Origin of the sequence: Nostoc sp. DedQUE02 (assembly GCF_034531035.1) — a bacterium.
In the GTDB taxonomy this organism is placed as follows: domain Bacteria; phylum Cyanobacteriota; class Cyanobacteriia; order Cyanobacteriales; family Nostocaceae; genus Nostoc.
In genome coordinates this window covers 1-21,608 of sequence record NZ_JAVRBY020000080.1, presented here as the reverse complement: position 1 = coordinate 21,608, position 21,608 = coordinate 1, and the positions used below count along the sequence as shown (strand labels likewise).

The 21,608-nt window shown below is 42.2% G+C and carries 20 protein-coding genes; 7 read left to right on the top strand and 13 right to left on the bottom strand.

Translation table 11 applies throughout. The annotated features are described in order from the left end of the window. Positions 1-369 precede the first annotated feature (369 nt). The 4 genes from RMX98_RS32595 (at position 370) to RMX98_RS32580 (ending at position 5,499) form a co-directional block, all read left to right on the top strand. The gene (locus RMX98_RS32595; RefSeq protein ID WP_322681180.1) at positions 370-2,070 is read left to right on the top strand and encodes an NAD-binding protein; all 1,701 of its coding nucleotides are present in this window, start codon (positions 370-372) and stop codon (positions 2,068-2,070) included. Positions 2,071-2,424: 354 nt separating this feature from the next. Then, positions 2,425-3,024, top strand: a complete 600-nt coding sequence (locus RMX98_RS32590; RefSeq protein ID WP_322681181.1) for an arsinothricin resistance N-acetyltransferase ArsN1 family B — start codon at positions 2,425-2,427, stop codon at positions 3,022-3,024. A gap of 352 nt (positions 3,025-3,376) precedes the next feature. Further along, a complete protein-coding gene (locus tag RMX98_RS32585; RefSeq protein ID WP_322681182.1) occupies positions 3,377-4,426 on the top strand; it encodes an aliphatic sulfonate ABC transporter substrate-binding protein in 1,050 nt (349 codons plus the stop codon). 44 nt (positions 4,427-4,470) lie between these two features. Continuing rightward, a complete protein-coding gene (locus tag RMX98_RS32580) occupies positions 4,471-5,499 on the top strand; it encodes an aliphatic sulfonate ABC transporter substrate-binding protein (protein ID WP_322681183.1) in 1,029 nt (342 codons plus the stop codon). Positions 5,500-6,007: 508 nt separating this feature from the next. On the opposite strand, the gene ssuD is transcribed toward RMX98_RS32580, so the two are convergent. From ssuD to RMX98_RS32565, 3 genes are all read right to left on the bottom strand, one after another. Then, the gene (gene ssuD, locus RMX98_RS32575; RefSeq protein ID WP_322681184.1) at positions 6,008-7,144 is read right to left on the bottom strand and encodes an FMNH2-dependent alkanesulfonate monooxygenase; all 1,137 of its coding nucleotides are present in this window, start codon (positions 7,142-7,144) and stop codon (positions 6,008-6,010) included. Positions 7,145-7,160: 16 nt separating this feature from the next. Beyond that, entirely contained in the window at positions 7,161-8,207 is a 1,047-nt protein-coding gene (locus RMX98_RS32570; protein WP_322681185.1) for a sulfonate ABC transporter substrate-binding protein, read from the bottom strand. Between the two features lie 231 nt (positions 8,208-8,438). Further along, on the bottom strand, positions 8,439-9,194 hold the full coding sequence (locus tag RMX98_RS32565; protein ID WP_322681186.1) for a dienelactone hydrolase family protein: 756 nt from the start codon (positions 9,192-9,194) through the stop codon (positions 8,439-8,441). A 405-nt stretch (positions 9,195-9,599) separates the two neighbouring features. Here RMX98_RS32565 and RMX98_RS32560 point away from each other — a divergent pair, with 405 nt between their 5' ends. Beyond that, complete coding sequence (locus RMX98_RS32560; protein ID WP_322681187.1) at positions 9,600-10,034, top strand: VOC family protein; 435 nt, start codon at positions 9,600-9,602, stop codon at positions 10,032-10,034. A gap of 43 nt (positions 10,035-10,077) precedes the next feature. Here RMX98_RS32560 and RMX98_RS32555 read toward each other — a convergent pair whose 3' ends face one another. The 9 genes from RMX98_RS32555 to RMX98_RS32515 all read right to left on the bottom strand — a co-directional run bounded on the left by RMX98_RS32555 (position 10,078) and on the right by RMX98_RS32515 (position 18,808). Beyond that, the gene (locus RMX98_RS32555; RefSeq protein WP_322681188.1) at positions 10,078-10,260 is read right to left on the bottom strand and encodes a hypothetical protein; all 183 of its coding nucleotides are present in this window, start codon (positions 10,258-10,260) and stop codon (positions 10,078-10,080) included. A 9-nt stretch (positions 10,261-10,269) separates the two neighbouring features. After that, positions 10,270-11,058 (bottom strand): SDR family oxidoreductase, encoded by a 789-nt coding sequence (locus RMX98_RS32550; RefSeq protein WP_322681189.1) that lies wholly within the window; start codon positions 11,056-11,058, stop codon positions 10,270-10,272. A 19-nt stretch (positions 11,059-11,077) separates the two neighbouring features. After that, positions 11,078-11,899 (bottom strand): NADPH-dependent oxidoreductase, encoded by an 822-nt coding sequence (locus RMX98_RS32545; protein ID WP_322681190.1) that lies wholly within the window; start codon positions 11,897-11,899, stop codon positions 11,078-11,080. Positions 11,900-12,012: 113 nt separating this feature from the next. Next, on the bottom strand, positions 12,013-13,122 hold the full coding sequence (locus RMX98_RS32540) for a sulfonate ABC transporter substrate-binding protein (protein ID WP_322681191.1): 1,110 nt from the start codon (positions 13,120-13,122) through the stop codon (positions 12,013-12,015). Positions 13,123-13,579: 457 nt separating this feature from the next. Next, positions 13,580-14,341, bottom strand: a complete 762-nt coding sequence (locus RMX98_RS32535) for a class II aldolase/adducin family protein (protein ID WP_322681192.1) — start codon at positions 14,339-14,341, stop codon at positions 13,580-13,582. Beyond that, complete coding sequence (locus RMX98_RS32530) at positions 14,328-14,999, bottom strand: hypothetical protein (protein ID WP_322681193.1); 672 nt, start codon at positions 14,997-14,999, stop codon at positions 14,328-14,330. The genes RMX98_RS32535 and RMX98_RS32530 overlap by 14 nt, the downstream gene beginning before the upstream one ends. Before the next feature lie 121 nt (positions 15,000-15,120). Continuing rightward, complete coding sequence (locus tag RMX98_RS32525) at positions 15,121-15,330, bottom strand: RRXRR domain-containing protein (RefSeq protein ID WP_322681194.1); 210 nt, start codon at positions 15,328-15,330, stop codon at positions 15,121-15,123. A gap of 253 nt (positions 15,331-15,583) precedes the next feature. Then, positions 15,584-17,248 (bottom strand): RluA family pseudouridine synthase, encoded by a 1,665-nt coding sequence (locus tag RMX98_RS32520; protein ID WP_322681195.1) that lies wholly within the window; start codon positions 17,246-17,248, stop codon positions 15,584-15,586. A 252-nt stretch (positions 17,249-17,500) separates the two neighbouring features. Beyond that, positions 17,501-18,808 (bottom strand): hypothetical protein, encoded by a 1,308-nt coding sequence (locus RMX98_RS32515; protein ID WP_322681196.1) that lies wholly within the window; start codon positions 18,806-18,808, stop codon positions 17,501-17,503. A 194-nt stretch (positions 18,809-19,002) separates the two neighbouring features. On the opposite strand from RMX98_RS32515, the gene RMX98_RS32510 reads away from it, so the two are divergent. Further along, positions 19,003-19,203 (top strand): hypothetical protein, encoded by a 201-nt coding sequence (locus RMX98_RS32510; protein WP_322681197.1) that lies wholly within the window; start codon positions 19,003-19,005, stop codon positions 19,201-19,203. Between the two features lie 92 nt (positions 19,204-19,295). On the opposite strand, the gene fdhD is transcribed toward RMX98_RS32510, so the two are convergent. Further along, a complete protein-coding gene (fdhD, locus tag RMX98_RS32505) occupies positions 19,296-20,135 on the bottom strand; it encodes a formate dehydrogenase accessory sulfurtransferase FdhD (RefSeq protein WP_322681198.1) in 840 nt (279 codons plus the stop codon). A 143-nt stretch (positions 20,136-20,278) separates the two neighbouring features. Between fdhD and RMX98_RS32500 the strand changes: the two genes are divergently transcribed. Then, positions 20,279-21,460 carry a serine hydrolase domain-containing protein gene (locus RMX98_RS32500; RefSeq protein ID WP_322681199.1) on the top strand — a complete coding sequence of 394 codons (1,182 nt, stop codon included), beginning with the start codon at positions 20,279-20,281 and terminating at the stop codon, positions 21,458-21,460. Positions 21,461-21,608 lie beyond the last annotated feature (148 nt).

The following is a 21,608-nucleotide window of genomic DNA, read 5'->3' as shown; positions in this document are numbered from 1 at the left end:
ATCTTATACCATTTTGCAATTATATGTAGTATTTCTCCCCCTGCCTCTCGGTCACTGAGCGGCTTGCCCTGAGCGGAGCCGTTGGCGCACTTGTACTGAGCGAAGCCGAAGTAGCCTCTCGTAGAGAAGGGAGCCGAAGTGCTGCAACGCCAGCTCAAGAACAGCCTGTCAAAACTAATATTTTTGAACGCAACTTGGTATTAGCAGCAGGATTTGTAGCTGGATGTTTTAAACTGAACAACCCTAATCCCCAATCCCCAATTGAAACAATCGTGTTGTCAGCTACAGTTATATTGCAGGAAAGTGGCAACAATATTGATAATAACTAACTAGAAATGCAGCCCTACCTGTAGAAGATGCTGCCGTTTCATGAAACCTAGAATTATTGTTTGTGGCTTAGGACGTACCGGATATAAAACCTTTCGTCTGCTGAGACATCAGGGAGCCTTCGTTGTTGGCATTCATCACCAATCCATCCCTGGCGAAACCGCAGGAGATGTGATTGTTGGCGATTTACAAGCAGCTTCTACCTTAACAGCAGCAGGAATTCAACAGGCACACACTTTAGTAATCGCTGGTTCTAAAGATGCTCTGAATTTGTCAATTATGATGCAAGCGCGGGTGCTGAATCCCCAGATTCGGATTATCAACCGTTTTTATAATACAAATTTGGGAGAGCGCCTAGATCAAAGTTTGCCAGACCACTTGAGTATGAGTGTTGTCGGATTAGCAGCGCCCGTATTTACCTTTGCAGCATTGGGAAACCGAGCGATCGGACAAATCAAATTATTTCAGCAAACTTGGCCAGTTCACGAAGAATACATTGATGAAAACCACTTCTGGAAGGGTCGAAAGCTGAGTGAATTGTGGTCAGACCGATCGCGGATGCTAATTTATTACTTGCCAGTAAAAGGTGAGATGGATTTAGTGTCAGCTGTCATATCTGGACAAGAAATAAAAGTAGGCGATCGCTTAATTGTTGGCACTCAACCCCGCACCCGTTCTCCCCGGAGATCGTTGATTAGAAAAATGCTGAAAGTTTTAACTAATTTTCAGCAGTTTCAGCAACACGGGCGATCGGTATTAATGGGTGCTGTTGTCTTATTGGCAGTTATTGCGATCGCAACACTAACTTATATGTCGGCTGAGTTGAGTTTATCTCCTGTTGATGCTCTATATTTTTCTGTCGGCATGATTACTGGAGCAGGTGGTAATGACAAAGTAGTAGAAAATGCTCCTAATAGTATTAAGTTATTTACCGTTGTCATGATGCTGGTTGGAGCAGTAGTGATTGGCATTTGGTATGCAATGCTTACCGATTTTGTCTTAGGAAGCCGCTTTAAGCAATTTTGGGATGCAGCCCGAATTCCTCAACGACATCACTACATTGTCTGTGGCTTGAGTGGTATTGGAGTGAGAATTGTCCAGCAACTCCACGCCAGTGGACATGAAGTTGTAGTAGTTGAACCCGATTCCAACAACAAATATATTAACACCACCCGCGAATTGGGTATTCCCGTCATTCAGGGTGATGCCAGTTTTCGCACAATACTCAAAGCCAGCAATATAGAATCTGCCGCCGCCGTGCTTGCTGTTACTAGCAATGATGCTACCAATTTGGAAATTGCCCTCAAAGCCAAAGGCTTAACACCCAGCATTCCGGTAATTGTTCATTATGCCGATCCCGATTTTGCTGGCATAGCGCAACAGCTATTTGGCTTTGAAGCCGTACTGAGTCCGGCTGAACTAGCAGCCCCAGCTTTTGCTGCTGCGGCACTAGGGGGACGAATCCTCGGTAATGGCATTACGGCGGATAGTCTTTGGGTGGCTTTTGCAACTCCAATTACAACTTCACACGCCTTTTGTGGTCAGTGGGTGAAAGATGTAGCTATGTCTGCTGACTGTGTACCTTTGTACGTAGAAACTAATCACCAAACTCTTCACGGCTGGGATTTGTTAGAAACTAATCTCCGTGCAGGTGATGTGTTATATATGACGATGCCAGCAACGCGGCTATATCAATTGTGGCGAGACGAGCGAGTTTGTGAAGGGAGCAACGCGAAAATGTGAGATCATCGCTTTTTGAAGCAGGGGGAGCAGCACTTCGGCTACGCGGAAATCGAGCGAAGTCGAGATTCAGTGACCGAGGGGCAGGGGGAGCAGGGGGAGCAGAGGGAGCAGGGGGAGTAAAGAGAGAATTTAGTAACATGCACTACTATAAATACTTCAAAATACACTTAATTTATTTTTCCTCCCCTGCTTCCCCTGCCTCCCCTGCCTCCCCTGCTTCCCCTGCCTCCCCTGCCTCAAAAGCTTATCCAAACCGTATGTGAAGTAATTCTTAGTGCATTGGTGTAAACTTAAGCAAAAATCCTTTTCAAACTTCGTTTATAGCCAATTATTAAAACCCAAAAAGGATCTGTTGTGAAGGCTGTAATTAGACTAGCTCATGAAAGTGATGCTTTAAAAATGCTGGCAATTTATGCGCCAGTTGTGCGGGAAACTTCAATTTCCTTTGAGATAGAGCCTCCCAGCAAAACGGAATTTGAAGGACGCATCAATAATTATCAACAGCAGATGCCTTGGCTAGTGTGTGAAATTAATGGTGAGATTCTAGGTTACGCCTATGCTACTCCCTACCGGACTCGTGCCGCTTACCAATGGTCTGTAGAATCATCTGTGTACGTAAATGTTGAACATCGCAGAAAAGGAGTTGCTAAAGCTTTGTACACTTCCCTTTTTGGGTTGCTGCAACTCCAAGGATTTTATAACGTTTTTGCTGCGATCGCTTTACCCAACCCAGCAAGTATAGCTATGCATGAGGCTGTTGGTTTTTCGTCTGTAGGTGTATTTCACAGAGTTGGGTATAAATTTAGTAAGTGGCACGATGTCGGCTGGTGGCAACTATCTCTGCAACAAGAGCCACCGCTATCAGTAAATCAGCCTCTTTCTTTGCCAGAAGTTCAAAAATCATCTCTGTGGAATCAAGCTTTAAGAAGTGGACTCTTGCTACTGCGCGTCTAACTTGATGTTGCTAATAACTACTTAACATTTGTACATAATTTCCCCTAAATTTATCTGCAATAGAACATTCTGATACCAACCATAGACAGAAAACTTGTCTTAGAAGCATTGCTATATTTGCCGCTTGATTCTTACAGAAGTCTATGATAATATCCGTGCAATCAACAAAATACTGTAATCCGACCGATTTAACGTAGATTGTTTATGGTCGAGATTATGTGCTATTTGCAAAGCTGCTGAATTAAATTTCTCAGCTAAAACTTTCATTTAACTTCCAGCCAATTGCCAGTACTGCAAAGGGCACAAGTCAAGTATTCAAGAAACAAAAACATTAAACAATTACCACTGCATTATGGTACAAATATCGAGCAAATCTCACTTCAAACTATTCAATTACTTTCTACTATTTTTAGTAGGTGGACTATTCACTTTATCCACGACTTTGGTCAGTTGTAAAGCACCAAATACACCAGAGCAAGCCGCTAACGCCTCTAATAACACTAAGACAAAAGTCTTAAAGATGGGCTACATGACGGCTGGAGACTTACTCAAGATTAAAGGAGTATTAGAAAAACGTTTAACTCCACTAGGTATATCTGTAGAGTGGTCAAAATTTGCTGCTGGGCCACAACTTCTAGAAGCGATGAATGTGGGAAGTGTAGATTTCGGTTTTGTCGGTGAAACTCCACCTATCTTTGCCCAAGCATCTGGCGTTCCTTTTGTTTATGTTGCTAGTAGCAAACCTGGGACTGGTGAAGGAACTGCTGTAGTAGTCAATAAAGATTCTCCAATCAAAACAATAGCTGACCTCAAAGGCAAAGGGCTGGCCTTTCAAAGAGCTACTGCACAGCAGTATTTCGTTCTCAAGGTTTTGGAAGAAGCAGGACTTAAACTTAGCGATATTAAACACATTAACTTAACGCCATTAGAAACTCGTGCCGCATTTGAACGTAAGAGTGTTGATGCAGCTGTAATTAGCGACCCCCACCTTGCCCTATTTCAAAGAACCGGCAGTATTCGGATTATCCGAGATGGTAAAGGGATTACTACTCAAGGAGGCTACTGGTTAGGCTCACGTAATTTCGTCAAAAATAATCCTGAGGTAGTGAAAATAATTTTAGAAGAGGTTAACAACATCGGTAAATGGGCTGAAGCCAACCCACGTAAAGTAGCAGAACTGGTTTCGCCGGAAGCGAAAATTGATGTTCCAACACTAGAACTGGTATCAAAACGTCGGCTTTACACATTAAGACCTCTTAGTGAAGAAGTTTTATCAGGACAACAGAAAATTGCTGATTTGTTTTATGAGCAAAAATTCATCACTAAGAAAATTAATGTGAAAGAAGCGACACTTTCTTCTGAACAATATGCTGCTTTAACCCCTTCGGAAGTTCAGCCTTGAATATTTACAGTAAACCTTAAACATCAGAAAATTGTTAGCACATTATGATAGCTAAAAAACCCAACTTTCTAATATTATTAATAGCTGGAGTTTTTACCCTATCCACAACTCTAGTTAGTTGCAAGACACCGAATACACCAGAGAAATCCGCCGTTGCTGCTTCTAATGGCATTAAGACGAAGGTGTTACGAATAGGCTATTTTACTGCTGCGGATATAACTAGGTCGAGACAAGTTTTAGAGAAACGCTTGAATCCATTAGGTATTAAGGTAGAGTGGGCGCAATTTACCGCCGGGCCACAGCTTTTAGAAGCGGTGAATGTGGGCAGTTTGGATATCGGTGCTGTTGGTGAAACTCCACCCATATTTGCCCAAGCGAGTGGTATTCCTTTTGTTTTGCTTGCGAATACTATACCGGGTACTGGTAAGGGTTCGGCGATCGTAGTGCCGGAAGACTCTCCTATCAAGACTATAGCTGATTTAAAAGGTAAACAAATCGCCTTTCAAAGAGCTACTGCTAGTCAATACTTTGTAGTCAAAGCCTTGCAGGAAGGAGGACTAGAACTAAAAGATGTCAAACATCTCAATCTCATAGCACCAGAAACTCGTGCAGCATTATTGCGTAAGAGCATTGATGCTGCTGTATTAGGCGATCCTCACCTGGCTATATTTCAGAAAACAGAAAAAGTTCGGATTCTCCGTAATGCTAAAGGGCTTTCAACCCAAGGAGGCTACTGGTTAGCTGCACGTAGCTTCGTTAAAGAGAACCCTGAACTAGTAAAAATTGTCCTTGAAGAAGTATACAAATTAGGCAAATGGTCTGAAGCAAATCCACGAGAAGTAGCCAAAATTGTCGGGCGTGATGCCAAGCTTGATTTGCCAACATTGGAAACAATAGTTAAACGGCGGCGTTTTGGTTTGAGACGGATTACCGATAAGGTGATAGCAGGACAGCAAGAAATATCTGACTTGTTCTATAAGCAAAAATTTATTACCAAGAAGATTAATGTTAAAGATGTGACTCTCTCCCCTGAAGAATATGCTGCGATAATCCCACCAGAAATTAAACCTTAACTTTGGTGATGACGATATTGAATATGACAATACGATGAAAAGATTATACAAAGTAAGAAAGGTGGGAAAAGTAGGATGTTTTTCATTTCCTCTTGATTCTCAAGTTATTACACGGTAACTTGATGTGTTAGATACAGCTTTTAGAAGGGAGTTTGAGGTATGTAAAAAACTCGCTGAAATTTTGAAATATTTTTAGAGTTTTCAGCTAAAAAACCAGAAAGTAAATAGGGAAATGGAGTTAAAAAAGGTGTATTTTTTTAACTCCTTTTACAGTGATGAAGGTTGAGGTTTTTTCGTACTCATGCTTTTTTCTATTTGGTAAAAATTGGATGCGTGTAAAATCGTAGTGTTTTTAAACGCAGAGGCACGCAAAGTTAAGCCAGTGCGTTGCGCGGGTTCCCCGCGTTGTAGCAACTGGCGTAGCGCAGAGGAACGCAGAGTTTTGCCGAATTTATGCAATGTTGTACTAAGGTGTTATGAGTTAAATTACGCTAGTTTTTTGAATTACTTACACTGGCTGGGGTTTAAGTAAATCCGTTTTGGTAACAAATTCACTGAATGTACTTGCAACCTGCTGCGGTAATGCGATCGCAGGTGTTTGCACTGGTAAGCGAGGAAACAGTAATTCCGCAACTCGATAAGCTTCTTCGAGATGGGGATAACCTGAGAAAACGAAGGTATCAATTCCTAAATCGGCATATTCCAGCATTCGCGCTGCAACTGTGTCTGGATCTCCAACTAAGGCAGTCCCAGCACCTCCACGCACTAAGCCAACACCTGCCCATAAGTTGGGGCTAATTTCTAAGTTTTCGCGATTACCTTTATGCAGTTGCGCCATGCGGCGTTGTCCTTCTGATTCCGATTGAGCAAAACGCTGATGTGCAGCTGCTATGGTTTCATCATCGACATACTGAATCAGTTCATTGGCTGCATCCCAAGCTTTTTGTGTAGTTTCGCGGACTATGACGTGCATCCGAATCCCAAAGCGGACTGTTCTACCTTGTTCTGCTGCTAATCGACGTACCTTGGCAATCTTTTGGGCAACTTGATCTGGTGGTTCACCCCAAGTTAAATACACATCAATGTGTTTGGCAGCAACTTGGAGCGCCGCATCTGAAGAACCACCAAAATATAAGGTGGGATAAGGCTTTTGTACGGGAGGAAATTGAAGTTTTGCGCCTTTAACTTTTAGATGACGACCACTATAGGTTACTTCTTCACCTTGCATGAGCGATCGCCAAATTGTCAAAAACTCATCTGTGAGTTCATAACGCTGATCGTGATCTAAGAAAATTCCATCTTTAGCAAGTTCTTTTGTGTCGCCACCTGTCACTACATTTAGAATAATTCGACCGTTAGAAATTTGGTCAAAAGTAGCAGCCATTCTCACTGCCAAAGAAGGCGACATAATTGCCGGACGAAAAGCTACAAGAAACCGCAAGCGTTCTGTAACTGAAATTAACGAAGTTGCGACAATCCAAGTATCCTGTTTTTGTCCAGTACCAATCAACATCCCACCATAGCCCAATTTATCAACAGCTTGAGCGATTTGCTGCATATAGGGATAAGTGGCTGCTCGTCTGCCAATTGTAGTACCTAAATAACGCTCATCTCCCTGAGTCGGCAAATACCAAAAAACTTCCATCTTCCTATCTCCTGGCCTATTTCTGACTAATGGTTTCCGGTGTGATGGCTGCATATTGTTCGCTAGTCAGCATCGCTTCCTTAATATTAATTGGCTTAGGTATCACTTTTTCTTTCGCAAACAAATCTGCAATTTTCTGTTGCTTTTCCATTATTTCAGGTGTAATTGGTCTTAAACCGTAAGTTCGCCTTTCAACCATTGTTGTTAAAATATCTTTATCAATTTTGAGGTGAGGAATAGTCAGTTTTACAACTTCTGCTCGGTTTTTTTCAGCCCATTGACCTGTGTTATTTATCTCCTCAAGAACCAATCGCACTAATTTCGGATTTTCTGTGGCAAACTTTCGCGCCGCCATATAATATCCGCCCTGAGTAGAAATGCCACTAGCATCTCGTAAAACACGAGCATTGGCCTTTTTTTGGGCCACGGCTAAATAAGGGTCCCAAGTTACCCAGGCATCAATTTTTCCTTGAATAAAAGCATCACGGGCTTCTGAAGGGGGGAGACTAATGGCTTGAATATCACTATATTTCAAGCCAACCTCTTCCAAAGCTTTTATTAATAAGTAATGCGAAGCAGAACCCTTTTGAAAAACTACTTTTTTACCTTTGAGATCGGCTAAAGTCCGAATCGGTGAATTATTTTGGACGATAATTCCGCTTCCTTTACCAGTACTGGGTTTATTACTAGCAACATAAACTAAAGATGTGCCAGCCGCTTGAGCAAATATCGGGGGAGTCTCGCCTACAGAGCCAATATCAACCCTACCCACATTCATCGCTTCCATCAGTTGTGGCCCGGCGGCAAATTGTGCCCATTCCACAGAAATACCTAAAGGCTTTAGACGTTTTTCGATCAATCCTTTAAGTCTGAAAATATCCCCAGAACTTTGATATCCCATTCGCACAACTTTGGTTTTCAACCCAGTGGTTTGATTTTCTGAGTTTGAGGTTTGCACTGAGCAACTGATTAAGGTTGTTGAGATTGTTAATAATCCAGGTAATAGGAATAGTGAAAAACGTTGAAAAATGTTAATTTGTCGTTCTTTGAAGGCGGTAATCATGGACGTGATACTTTATTTTTATTTACTTTTGACTAAATATTGACCGATGCCATGTTCAGTCGTAGGGGCGCACAGATGTGTGTCCCTAGTAGTTCGCCAAGGAAACTTGGCGGGGTAAAGGGGGAAAGGGTTTAAATCCCTTACCCTTTTCCCTTTCCCCTTTTCCCAGTCCTCACTTAGTATTTTTGGGTTGCCAGACTACTAGCGCTGTATTGCTCCTAACCCAAAGATTTAGACTTTTTGAAGCTGAAGGTTCTTTTGGAAGAGTTCTTGAACGTTTTTCCAAGCATCGGCAGCAGCTTCGGCATTGTAGCTGGCGCGATGGTTGCAGAAAAAGCCATGTCCTGCTCCCGAATAGCGGAAGATAGCATGGGGAATATGATGTTTCTTCAATTCAGCCTCGATCTGTTCTGTTTGTTCTAAAGGGATTCCCTGATCGTCAAGGCCAAAGAAGGCGTAAATAGGGCCTTTAATATCGGCAGTGCGGGTGATGGTTGGTTCGCCACCGCCGGGAGTTGAGTTGGGAATACCGCCGCCATAGAAGGAAGCTGTAACTTTGATATCTGGTAAAGTGGCAGCTAGATAAACGACGTGACCACCAAAGCAGAAACCAATGGAGCCGATCGCGTCTCCTTGTACATTTGGTAAGGTTCTTAAGTAAGCGATCGCAGCCTTAATATCACTCAATATTTCCTCTGCTGTCGTCTGTTCTTTATACCCTCTTCCTTGCTGGACATCTTCAGGGGTGTATCCACCCTCGAAACCGGGGGCAGTGCGTTGAAATAAAGTCGGTGCGATCGCTACATACCCCTCTTTGGCAAATTTCTCAGCCACTTCCCGAATGTGAATATTCACCCCAAATATTTCCTGAATCACAATAACGGCTGGGAAGGTTCCCTTTTGGACTGGTTCAGCTAAATAAGCATCAATTTGCAAATCTTCGTTAGGAACTTTAACTTGAGCGGTGCGAATTTCTGTGTTTGTCATCTTAAGGATTAGCCTGTAATTTCATTGAGAACGAAATATTTTATGGTAAGTTTTATGCAATACTACTTAAAAAATACCGATTTACCGTAGTTTATAAAGTAGTATTTCACAAACAATGTGCAAAGGCAAGTCTTTATTTAAGAAGGGGATAGGATAAAGGTTACAGGGAACAGACAAGAAAACTGTCTCCTGTCAAGAGTCCCCGAAATTCTGATATAGGACTCATATTTGATTGCTGAAAAAACTCAGTACAACTCAAAGAGGTTTCTTGACTATTGCCTCTTACCTCTTTCCTATTGCCTCTTACCTATTGCCTCTTGCCTCTTGCCTATTGCCTATTGCCTCTTACCTATTGCCTCTTAAAAATCAAAGCGGATTGCTACATATACCAAAGGGAGAATTAAAATGGCGCTCAAAGCGGTTCATCATATTCAGGTGACTTATCCTCTTGAAGTAGAAGAAGCAATGCTGTCTTTCTACAGCCAAGTTTTGGGATTGACTGAAATTCCCAGACCTGAGGTAATCAAAAACGATTCAGGAGCTTGGTACAAATTGGGAGACATTGAACTACACATTAGTAAAGAGAAAAATACCAATAACCAAGCATCTCGACGACATTATTGTTTCCAAGTCGATAACTTGAACGCCTTTGAACAACACTTAAAAAAACATGAGGTAGAAATTATTCCCGATCAACGACCACTTCCAGGATATGTGCGGTTTTTCCTCCGCGATCCTGGTGGGAATCGTATAGAAATCACAGAGGTAGTCAATAGTAATTTTGTGCAACTACAAACAGAGGAGTTGCTATTAGAAAAACATTCAGTAACAGTGTCTTAGGCATCAAGATTATTGGAAGTTGCACGCCAGATATTACCCTGCTTTAAACTTTCTGGCGAGTGTCTAAAAAGCTTGTTCTACTACTTTGCTGGCGTTGCTGATTCCATGTATGAAAACGATTTTGTATAATACCAAAATCCTTGTAGAGACGTAGCACTGCTACGTCTCTACATCTAGATTCATACTTCAATTCAGCAATGCCACTTTGCTCATTATTTTTTGTCAATTAAGCCGCTCAAAATGTGCTTTGAATAATTCCGCCATCTACTTGTAGCATGACTCCATTCACAAATGAAGCTGCTGGTGAACTCAGAAATACCGCAACATTGGCAAACTCTTCTGGTGTCCCGATACGGCCTAAAGGAACTGTCGCACTGACTCTAGCAATTTCTGCTTCTTTGGTTTCACCACTTTTAATAATTCGGGCGTTGATTAATTCTTCTACCCTTTCTGTATATGTCCAGCCTGGTAAAATACTGTTGACGCGAATTTTATCGCTACCCAGTTCTTGGCTGAGAGTTTTCGTTAAACCAATCACTGCTAATCGAATGGAATTAGATAAAACCAGATTTTGGACTGGTTGTTTAGTTGAGGTTGAGGTAATGGTCAGAATTGCTGGTGCGGTAGATTGGCGTAAGTGAGGTAAAGCGTACTTTACCAGACGTACCGCACTTAGCAAAGTCAAGTTGATCGAAGTTTCCCAAGTTGCCAAATCGATATCATCAAAAGTGCCAGCAGGCGGGCCTCCGGCGTTGGTAACAAGGATATCCAACCCGCCAAACTTTTCGACTGTGGCATTAATTACCCGTTCAATATCTTCTTGGCGGGTAACGTCCGCACGCAAAGATAGCACTTCTGTACCTGTTTCGCTTTCAATCTCCGCAGCAGTTTTGTCAATTAACTCGCTGCGGGCGCAGATGGCAACTTTTGCACCCTCACGGGCAAATTGCCTCGCTGTAGCTTTGCCCAAACCTTTACTAGCAGCTGTCACTAAGGCGACTTTGCCACGGAGTTGCAAATCCATAATCTTGATTATTCTTAACTTACAGTAACTTGAAACCGAGGTTATTGAGAGCTTCACGCAAGCGATCGCGTCCTCTCAATGATTCTACTGTTGCGATGCGTTGGGCTGAGTGTTCTGACCAATCACCAGCTACATTCATCTTTTGTTCAGTATAGAATTCTTTGATGATGTCGTTGTAGTGGGCGATCGCTTCTTCTTGTTCTGCCAATTTATAGGTTTCACGATGCAGCACAGCCGACTGGGGCAACCTTGGCTTAATCGCCGCTTCTACTTCTGGATTCGGATAGCCTACACATAGCCCAAATACAGCATACACAGAGGAGGGCAAATTTAATATCTCTGCTACCTCTTGCGGGCGGTTTCGGATTCCGCCAATATATACTGTTCCTAAACCAAGTGACTCAGCTGCAACTGCGGCATTTTGTGCCGCCAACGTTGCATCAATTGTTGCCATGACAAACATTTCCAAATATTCCAGCGCATCATGAGATATGCCGCGACTGTCAGCAACATGACTTAGACGCGCCAAATCTGCTAACCAAACCAAGAATAAAGGAACCTGCTTAATATGTGCTTGGTTTCCCGCTAGCTTGGATAACTCCTCTTTGCGCTGTTGATCTTCGACTGCTACCACACTCCAAGTTTGCAAATTCGAGGAAGTCGATGCAGATTGGGCGGCTGCAATTAGTAATTCTAGAGTTCCCGGTGGTAAAGGATCGGCTAGATAAGACCGAATTGAACGGTGAGATAATAGTGCTGTTAGCGAATCATTCCATGTAATTTCGGGATTGAAGGGAATTTCGCCGTAGCGCGATCGCAGTAGTTCTGTAGGATTAGTCATACTCAATTCTCAGATTTACATTCAACAATTGTTACTTTTTTTGCTAGTAATACCAATTTCATCTGTAGGGGCATAAACGATGTATGCCCTTACAACCGATTTATTGTACTAGTTTAAGTTTTTGGTGAAAATGCAGCATATTCTTCTTTTGTCAACATTGCATCCTTCACATTTACCTCTTTAGGAATTAACTTCAATTTGTAATATGTATCTGCAACACCTTGTTGTAGATTTATCAGATTGGCGTCAATTGGTACAAGTCCAAAAGTCCGTCGATTAGTTGCTTTTTTCATCGTTTCTAAGTCAATTCCTAACACAGGTGCGAGAGTTTTCGCTACCTCTTCTCGATTCTGTTTAGACCATTCTTCTAGATTTTGAATTTCCTCCAGTATTGCCTTGACAGTTTGGGTATTTTCAGTGACAAATTTGCGAGTCATCAAATAATATCCTCCCTGTTTATTAATTCCTGTGCCATCAATCAGGACTCTGGCTTTAGTTGCCTCTTGAGCCGCCGCATAGAAGGGGTCCCAAATTACCCAAGCATCCACACTTCCTTTTACAAATGCAGCACGAGCATCAGCCGGAGCCAAATATTTAGGTTCAATGTCTGTATATTTCAATCCGGCTTTTTCTAAAGCTTGGACTAACAATAAATGGGCACTAGATCCTTTTTGAAAAGCAACTCTTTTGCCCTTCAAGTCAGTAACTTTTTGAATTTGCGAATTTTGAGGAACAAGTATTGCTGAACTAGCCGGAGTAGCCGCAGTACCAATAACATAAGTTAGTGATGTTCCCGCCGCTTGAGCAAATATTGGCGGTGATTCTCCCACAGGGCCAATGTCAATGCTACCTACATTCATGGCTTCTAGTAGTTGTGGCCCTGCTTGAAATTCAGTCCACTTTACAGTTATTCCTTCTGGTGCAAAACGCTTTTCTAAAACACCCTTAGTTCTCAGCAAAATGGTCGATTTTTGATAACCAAATCTCACTACTTTACTGGAAGTAGAATTACCCTGAGATGTGGCACCGGGATTAGAGACATTAGTCGGTGTCGATGAACAAGCAGCAAATAGCAAGCTCAAACAAACACCTGTAACAAAAGCCCCCACTATTGGCAAAGGAGAAGAAAAGAATAATTTATGTTGATTGTTAAATGGGATATTCCTGAATTTTATTAATGATATCCATTTGGCAATCAAACGGCGAAAGATTAGGTTAATCATCAAAATAATTTCTCCGAACTATATTAATACTATAAACTTACAGGTTTACCGGAGTATATAAATAAATTCAGGTTCAGTTGACATAAAAATAGCGGGAAGTGGATGAAGAGTGCTGAGTTAAAAAACCGCTCACCAAAAGCGTTGCTGTTACCAAGTAGAAAAGTACTGAATACTTTTTCCTCACTCAAAACTCAGGACTGAGCAATGAGTAAGGTAAATTGATACTTACTCGCCTATAGGAATTCGCTTTGATTTCTGTTTGCGTAGCGTGGCGTAGACAGGGAATAGGGAATAGGGAATAGGGAATAGGGAATAGGGAATAGGGAATAGGGAATAGGGAATAGGGAATAGGGAATAGGCACTCTTGCAAGGGGAAAGAAGGCTTCCTAGTTCTACTAAGCTTTTTTACGCAATCAAATATGAGTCCTATATTATCTTAGTGCCAAAAGACACAGCGCTAATTCAGCAAATCAGGTTCTTCGCGCACAATCCGGTCGTAAAGGGGCTGGAAACTGAACCACCCACTTGTATGCGATCCCACTTGAGTTTGGGTTAAACGGGCTGTTTCGTGTTTGATAGTACTGGGTCTACCCGCAGCTTCTGCCAATAGTTGGGCTTGGCACGATCGCTCCAAGCTAATGTACCAAAAGGCAGCTTCATCGACTGTATGTCCCACAGTTAAAATGCTATGGTTACGTAAGATTATGGCTTTCTTCGGCCCCAAGGCTTGCGCTAGTCGTAGACCTTCAGAAGTTTCTAAAACAACACCTGTAAAATCGTCAAACAGGGCATGGTCTTCGTAAAAAGCACAAGAATCTTGAGTCAAGGGGTCAAGGAGACGCCCCAAACTAGACCAGGCTTTACCATAAAGTGAATGGGCGTGAGCTGCTGCGATTACATCAGGTCGAGCTTCATGAATCTGAGAATGGATGGCGAAAGCAGCTTGATTTACTTCAGCATCGCCTTTAACCACCTCACCTTCTCTGTTAACTAACAGCAGGTCAGAAACTCGGATATGACCGAAGTATGTTCCTAATGGATTCACCCAAAAATGGTCTGTAAACTCAGGATCACGAGCCGTAATATGTCCTGCAATTCCCTCGCTGAAACCAAATTTACCAAACAGGCGAAAGGCAGCAGCTAGGCGTTGTTTGCGGTGCAGGCGTTCGTCTTCAACTCGCTCGAAAACTGGGGGTTTTGGTCTACTATACTTGGCCATATTCTTTTTCTTCTTCTTCTTTACAGGGAGCGTTGGAATATCCAGAACGAAAGGATTTGACGCTGTGAGATTCTGGGATGAACTGGTGACGCAAGACGCAACCAGTATCATTACCTAAGATATGAATGGATACTGATGCACTCTGGGATGTGGTTTTGACGGCATGGATATCACCATCTGGGGGTAAGAGGCGGTAGATATCCCCTGGTTGAAGGCTACGCACTTCAGTTACTTGTAATTGTGCGTGTCCTTCGTCATCACCGCTATCTACACGGCGATAGACTGTTTCTTCTTGATTACCCTTGTATAAACCAATCAATCCCCAGGCTAAATGATCGTGGACGGGAGTCGTTGAACCGGGGGGAATCACCAAACTGAATACTGACAGGGAACGGTCTTTAGCGCGATAAAGCAGCCACTGACCAATACCGCCACCCATCCGGCTTTCAGGATTGACTTGGATAAACTTTTGGGGTAGCCATTCCTCTTGGGCAAGCAGTTCTTGAAAATAGGGTTCTAATCTAGCTAGAGTTTGTGTGCGATCGCCAACAGTACTAGCACTAATTTCCCGCACTGTTGCGACAAAGGAGCGTAGTTCTTGGCTCTCAATAAACCATTGGTCTTCTGGTAATGGTTTCAAAATGGTGTGGTTCGTCATCTATATTCCTCTGTTTAGGAGGCGACTAAGATTAACTAATTACGAATTACGAACTTGTACTGAGTTTCGACTACGCGGTAATCGAGCGAAGTCGAGATTCAACTACCGCGTAGCCGAAGTATTACGAATTACGATTTATTTTAATACCAGGATGAATTTTAAAGCCAAGTTGCTCAAGTTTTAGATGAGAAAGGGACTCCTTCAGAATGATAGTAAAAGGATATCGCTGGAAAACAGTAGCTTTTCCTTGTGACAATAGCAGCCTAGCACGGCTGATGCGTACTGGATATAACGGTTGTTTGTTGGCATCGAGAATGAATACTTTAGTCATGCTATTTTGAATTTTAAATTTGCGATCGCCAATTTTTTGTAGTTAGATATTTTTATTGGGAAGCCTCTTAACTGTTATATTAATTTACCTTAAGTACTGTAAGTCGGTCGGATAACCGTTGAATTAACTACAAGCAGAAATTATCACATACAAATTTAAAAAGCAATAGCTAGCAGTTAGGGGAGACAAAGCGTAGCTTTAGCTCTTTGGGTTCTTGGGATTTCAAAGAATCAAGCTAATATAATATGACACATCAGAAGGGCGTAATTGCTTGTAAATGCAGGGTTTTTTCTAACTGCGGATGCTTGAAGCGAAGTTCTCTGGCGTGCAGATGTAACCGACTGGTAACTGCACGGCATCCATAAAGGCGATCGCCTAAAATAGTTATCCCAAGTCCTCGCGCATCAGCCGCATGAACCCTCAATTGATGAGTCCGTCCTGTTAGTGGCGTAAATTCTACGCGGGTGTAATCTTGTTCTCTCGCTATTACCTGGAAGTGTGTCAAGCTGGGTTTACCGTGCTGCCAATCAACTTTTTGCTCAGGGCGATTTTCAGGATCTCCCCATAATGGCAGTTCTATTTTACCTTGCTCAACTGTCAAAACACCGGAAAGTAAAGCTTCATAAACCTTGTGAATCTGGCGTTGCTGAAACTGTTGGCTGAGTTGCCGATGGGTTTGGCGATCGCGCGCCAACAACAAAATCCCGGAAGTTTCCTGATCTAAGCGATGCACAGATATAAGCGCCATACCATCAGGTAACAAATGACGTAAGCGACTCAAAACACTATCTTGGCGATCGCGATAACGCCCAGGTACCGAAAGTAGCCCAGCAGGTTTATTTACAGCAATCAGCCATTCATCTTCATAAATAATGGGTAAAGAGAAGCTTCTTACTCCCCCTTTCCTTGCAGGGAAGGGGTTAGGTCTTAACCCTGAGAGCAAAAACCCCATCAATGGCTGACATCGTTCGGCACATGCGCCATAAAATTCTCCCTGAATTTTATCTTGATTTACGGAAGACGCACCCCACCAAAACTCTGCCATTGCCAGGGGTTTGAGATTATGTGTTGCCGCATAATGCAGCAGCTTTGGGGCACAACAGTCTCCTGTACCGGTGGGCGAACCTCCTGGCATCAATTCCTGCAATGATTGCGATCGCCCGGAAAAATTAGTCAGGCTGTAGCTAGCGTGCATCTGAGTTTGCAATTTGCGAGATAACGCTTTACGTTGTTGTTTTAGTTCGCTAATTCGCGTATCCGTTGCTGTAATTAACTGCTGGAGAGGCTGTAATACTTCATCTTGCTGGCGTTTAAGTTGTCGTCGTTCAATTCCCTGCTGACGACTCTCTTCGTCGAGTTGTTCAAGGGCAATAGTGAGTGCTTCGGGAGAGAGTGTATTGCAGATTTGCTGACGTTTTTCTTGTCGTTGATGTTTGCAATAGCGATGGCGATCGCTCATTGCTTGCAATTGTTGCTCAAATTCATTAAATAGGATTTCATATTGCTGACGTTCGGTCAGTTGCTTCAAGGTAATAATTTCTTGCTTAATCGCCTCCAACTCAGCCAAAGTACGGGTTTCCTCAAAAGCAACTTCGTCTCTTCCGGGAATTGGTGGAACCCAGCCCTCAAGCACACTGCAACCATTCAAAAGACCGGAAAAAGCTTTTAGTACTCGTTGTTCGCCATTAGGCAGTTCAACCAATAGTATTCCATACATCTTCCCTTCACGAGAATAACAGTCATTATTGGCTAGATATTGCATTAGTCCGTGGGCGATCGCTTCGGACATTGAAGTGCGGGGTAATTTTAGGCGATCGCCAGTTTGCGGACAATGCCCTTCGTACCAATAACTACAAGATGAATCGCCGATCGCAAAATCGCAGTCGATGAAATCTGAAAGTGCGTGCAGAACTACCATACAAGGTATGATTGCAAATCTAGCTGATTCTAATATTTTAAATTATTGCCCATATTAACAAGTTCGTAGTAAGGACTTTAGCGCTTAGAAAATAAGGACTAAAGTCCTTACTACAAACCTTCAAGACTATAGGACTCATCTTTAATTGCGTGAAAAACCTCTGTACAGATCAAAAGGTCTTCTTCACTGTTGCCTATTGCCTATTGCCTGCCCACGCAAATAAATTCAAAAATCAAAGCGGATTCCTATAGCTTACAAAGTATTAGTTGCAGTGCGATCGTCTTCTGGTGTAGGCAGTTGTGGAGATGATTCAACTTCTACAGGTGGAGGTTCTGGATCTTTTGCCATACCATGCTGCTCTTGCCCTCTAAGTCCAAGATATGTTGCGGCACTGATTCCTTGTAGCGCCAGAAGTGTATCATCAAATTCTGGCATTGCTAAATTTTTAATCACCTCCCAAACAAAAAATAGTCCGATGGCAACTGTCCAAATAAATGTTTGAAATCGATGAAAGTTGACTCCATTAATATCGGATAAGATATCGTTAAAAAAACCTTGAGAAACGCTTTGACTACCTTTTCTATTTTTCTCATTCCCCTGCCCATCAATTAATGAAGTACCAAATGCAGTTACCGAGTTAATTCCTAACAAAACTAGTGATTGTCCAGTTAAAATATTGGTGTAATCTCCTGTTATGCCGTAGATAAGAAGGTAAGCAGAAAAAATCAAAAATGTCCAGAAGGCAAGTTGAGATATAGATAGGCTAAAGGGATTTCTATACTCTTCATTTGAACCAAGAAAAAACTTAGCAATTCCTGAACGAGCTTCTTTTTCTGGTATAAACTCTTTTATAATCGAGGTTTTTTGACCATCGATTACTTCTTTTTTAGAATAAATTCCTTCTATTCCAGGACTACGTAGACTGTCTCGGCCATATCTGATAAATATCAAGATAATAACTATAACTAGAAGCAGACACAGCCAAAATCGCCACGAAAACAGAACTATTTTTAATTGAGGAGTTGGCAGAGTCTCGCTCACTGGAATCGCAACTTTGCCGGGACAGCCTACCCCAACGATCGCATTAATACTGGGTTTCGGCCTGCCACCAAGCAGCGAATTCCATGCAGTTTCAGATACATCGGTACGTTCAAGCTGAAAGGCCAACCAATCATTATTAAGAGTTTGCTTTTGATCTTCACCCTCCTCCATGATGCTGACTGGTTCTCCGTGGAGTTCCTGTAGCTGATAGCCATTCAGGTACAACACTAATTGACGAGGATCGAATGAATTGCCTTTAGGTGTTGCATTTGTGGTTGCTGCTGACAATCCTTTAACTTTTACCCTGATGCGATCGCCCATCTTAACTTGGCTACCATTGCTATCAGCAATGACTCGTTCAGTTCTAAGAGTCGGAGGAACATAACAAGTGCGAGACGATGCAAAATTCACAGATGGGACACCTGAACTATCTTGAGCGATCGCAGCAAAATTGATAGAAACAACCAGAGAAAACACCAATAGAAAAATAGCGGTAAATCTTTTAGTATTTCTATACATTGCTCAGTATTACCAAATAAACTATGTCGTAGTTTACTCCTACTTGAGCCATTTGGAATATTAAAAAACTTGTCTAGAGTGAAAAAACAATACCTCTGCCAAAGAGAGCTACGGTGTACACACAAGTCTTAAAAACCTAGCTTGATTAGGCTTAACTCATTCTCATACAAAGTATCGGAACGAGAGAAATAGCATTGTCAGTCGATACAATGCCATTGTCAGTCGATACAATGCCATTGTTATTCGATGCAATGCCATTGTCAGTCGATACAATGCCATTGTTATTCGATGCAATGCCATTGTCAGTCGATGCAATGCCATTGTTAGTCGATGCAATGCCATTGTTATTCGATGCAATGCCATTGCAGGTTAAGAAACTTGTGTGTACACCGTAGGCCAAAGAGAGAGGGGCAATGCTTACGGCAGACTTTATCCTGAAACTTTTTTTGCAAGAATTTAGCCTCGCCACGCCACTATGGAAATGTTCTTAAACAGCATTTATTCTTTGCAAACCAGTGTAAATATTGAACCGTTCTCCGCGCAAGAATCCAATTAAGGTAATCCCGAATTCCTGGGCGACAGACACGGCTAAACTACTAGGAGCGGAAACAGAACAAACAATAGGAACTCCAGCAGTTGTAGACTTTTGCAAAATCTCAAAACTAGAGCGTCCGCTCACCAGAATAATACAATTATTTAAAGGCAATTCGTCACTGAGCAAAGCTGTACCAATTAATTTATCCAAAGCATTGTGTCGTCCAATATCCTCCCACAGATTTAACAGTTGTCCTTGAGTATCAAAGATAGCCGCAGCGTGCAAACCCCCTGTAGCAGTGAAGATACCTTGAGCAGCCCGGAGTTTGTCTGGTAGGCTGTAGATGATCTCAGGTGTTACCGTTGGCCCAGAAGGAATTACTGGACATCCCCGCAGACGCAAAGCCTCAAGGCTAGCTTTACCACACACCCCACAGGCGCTACTAGTGTAGAAATGACGCTCCAAAGGCTGCAAGTCTGGAATCAACCCATCCCGCAGTTCCACATTTACGATATTATGGCGTTGCTCACCATCTACTAATTCATCTACGCAGTAGCTGATACGTCGAATATCTTCCCTGCTATTAACGACTCCTTCGCTGTAGAGAAAACCAGCAGCTAGTTCAAAATCTGCTCCTGGTGTCCGCATTGTTACAGCTACCGTCTTCTGGAAAGGGAGAAGACGAATTTCTAAAGGTTCTTCGGTGGTAAGTTGGTCTAAACGAGGACGGATTTGACCTTTTTCCACTACCCAAACAGTAGCTTTGGTCTTACTTTTAGTTAGGATTCTCATGTTTGTGAAAGTTGGTTAATTGAAATTTTGATACTAATCTGGAAACAAAGTAATGCTATTTATATGTCAGATGTCAGGTTGATGTTTGCCAATTACTTTGTGCAGTTGAGTTAGATCGGCTATGTTTCTGTTTAGGAAGTAAAATGAACCTAAAACTTTTGGCTTTCAGCAAAATTTTATTTGCAATAGTCTTTGTGATTTCCCTTGGTTTTACAGGATACTTAGTGGCTAATAACATCAGCCAGAGAGTAATTGAAAAATCTCTTGCTAAACAAGTGATGTCTACCTCCACCGTAGGAAAAAGCTCTCAATTACAAAAACTTTTAAATGAGATAGTTGTAGAAGAGAAAATCCCCGGTGCAGTTATGTATATTACTACACCTAAAGGTTCTTGGCTGGGAGCAACTGGTGTGAGTAACTTGTCAACGAAAACCCGGATGAAACCTACAGATGGCTTTTCTATTGCCAGTATGAGTAAAACTTTTGTGGCGGTGGTTGTGCTGAAGTTAGTGGAACAAGGGAAAATAGAATTAGATCGGGCGATCGCAACCTATTTACCAAGAGATATTAGTCCTCATATTGTCAACAGTGACAAAATTACAGTTCGTCAACTCCTCAACCATACTAGTGGTGTTGCTGAATACTTAGATACAAAAGCCTTTATTGAAGCTACTGCAAAAAGAAGTCGCTCACAGCCTTGGACAGCTAGAGAAGCTATTCAGTATATGTATCAAGAAGAACCGAAAGCAAATCCCGGTGAAAAATTTATTTATACTGATTGCAACTACATTCTTTTAGAACTGATTGTTGAAAATATCACTAGGGGAACTCTCGCTCAAGCAATCCGCAGTCAGATTTTAAAACCATTGGGATTAAAACATACCTTTACAGAATTGCGCGAACCGACAATTGGAGAAGTCGCTACAGGTTATGGCGATCGCAATAAGGATGGTAAGCTAGATAGCTACGCCCAAGTCAATGATGGTAATGGTTTGGGAGATGGTGGATTAGTTTCAACAGCAGAGGATTTAGCCAAGTTCGCCAAAGCGTTATTTGTCAAAAAAACCTTACTTTCGTCGAAGATGATGAAAGAAATGCTGAAATTTAAAGATAATGGCGCAAGCTATAGCTATGGTTTGGGTGTAGAAAGGTTTTCATCTCCCTTAGCAAAAGCAATTGGGCATAGTGGTATAGCTTATGGCTTCGCAACATTACTTGCATATTTACCCAATGAAAATACCACTATAGTAGTGCTGCTAAATAATCAGAATGTTGATCTTAAATCAGTAGCTAGGACAGGTTTAGAAGTTGTTGAGAATAAATGATATTAAGTAAGTCGAAAGAAAAAAACCGAACTATGTTAAGAAAGGTAAAATAAACTAAAACTCTCTTTCCTCCTGCCTTCTGCCGACGCTCTCTGCGAGACGCTACGCGTAGCTTGCTTCTCCGAAGGAGTACGCGGACTCGCTCTAA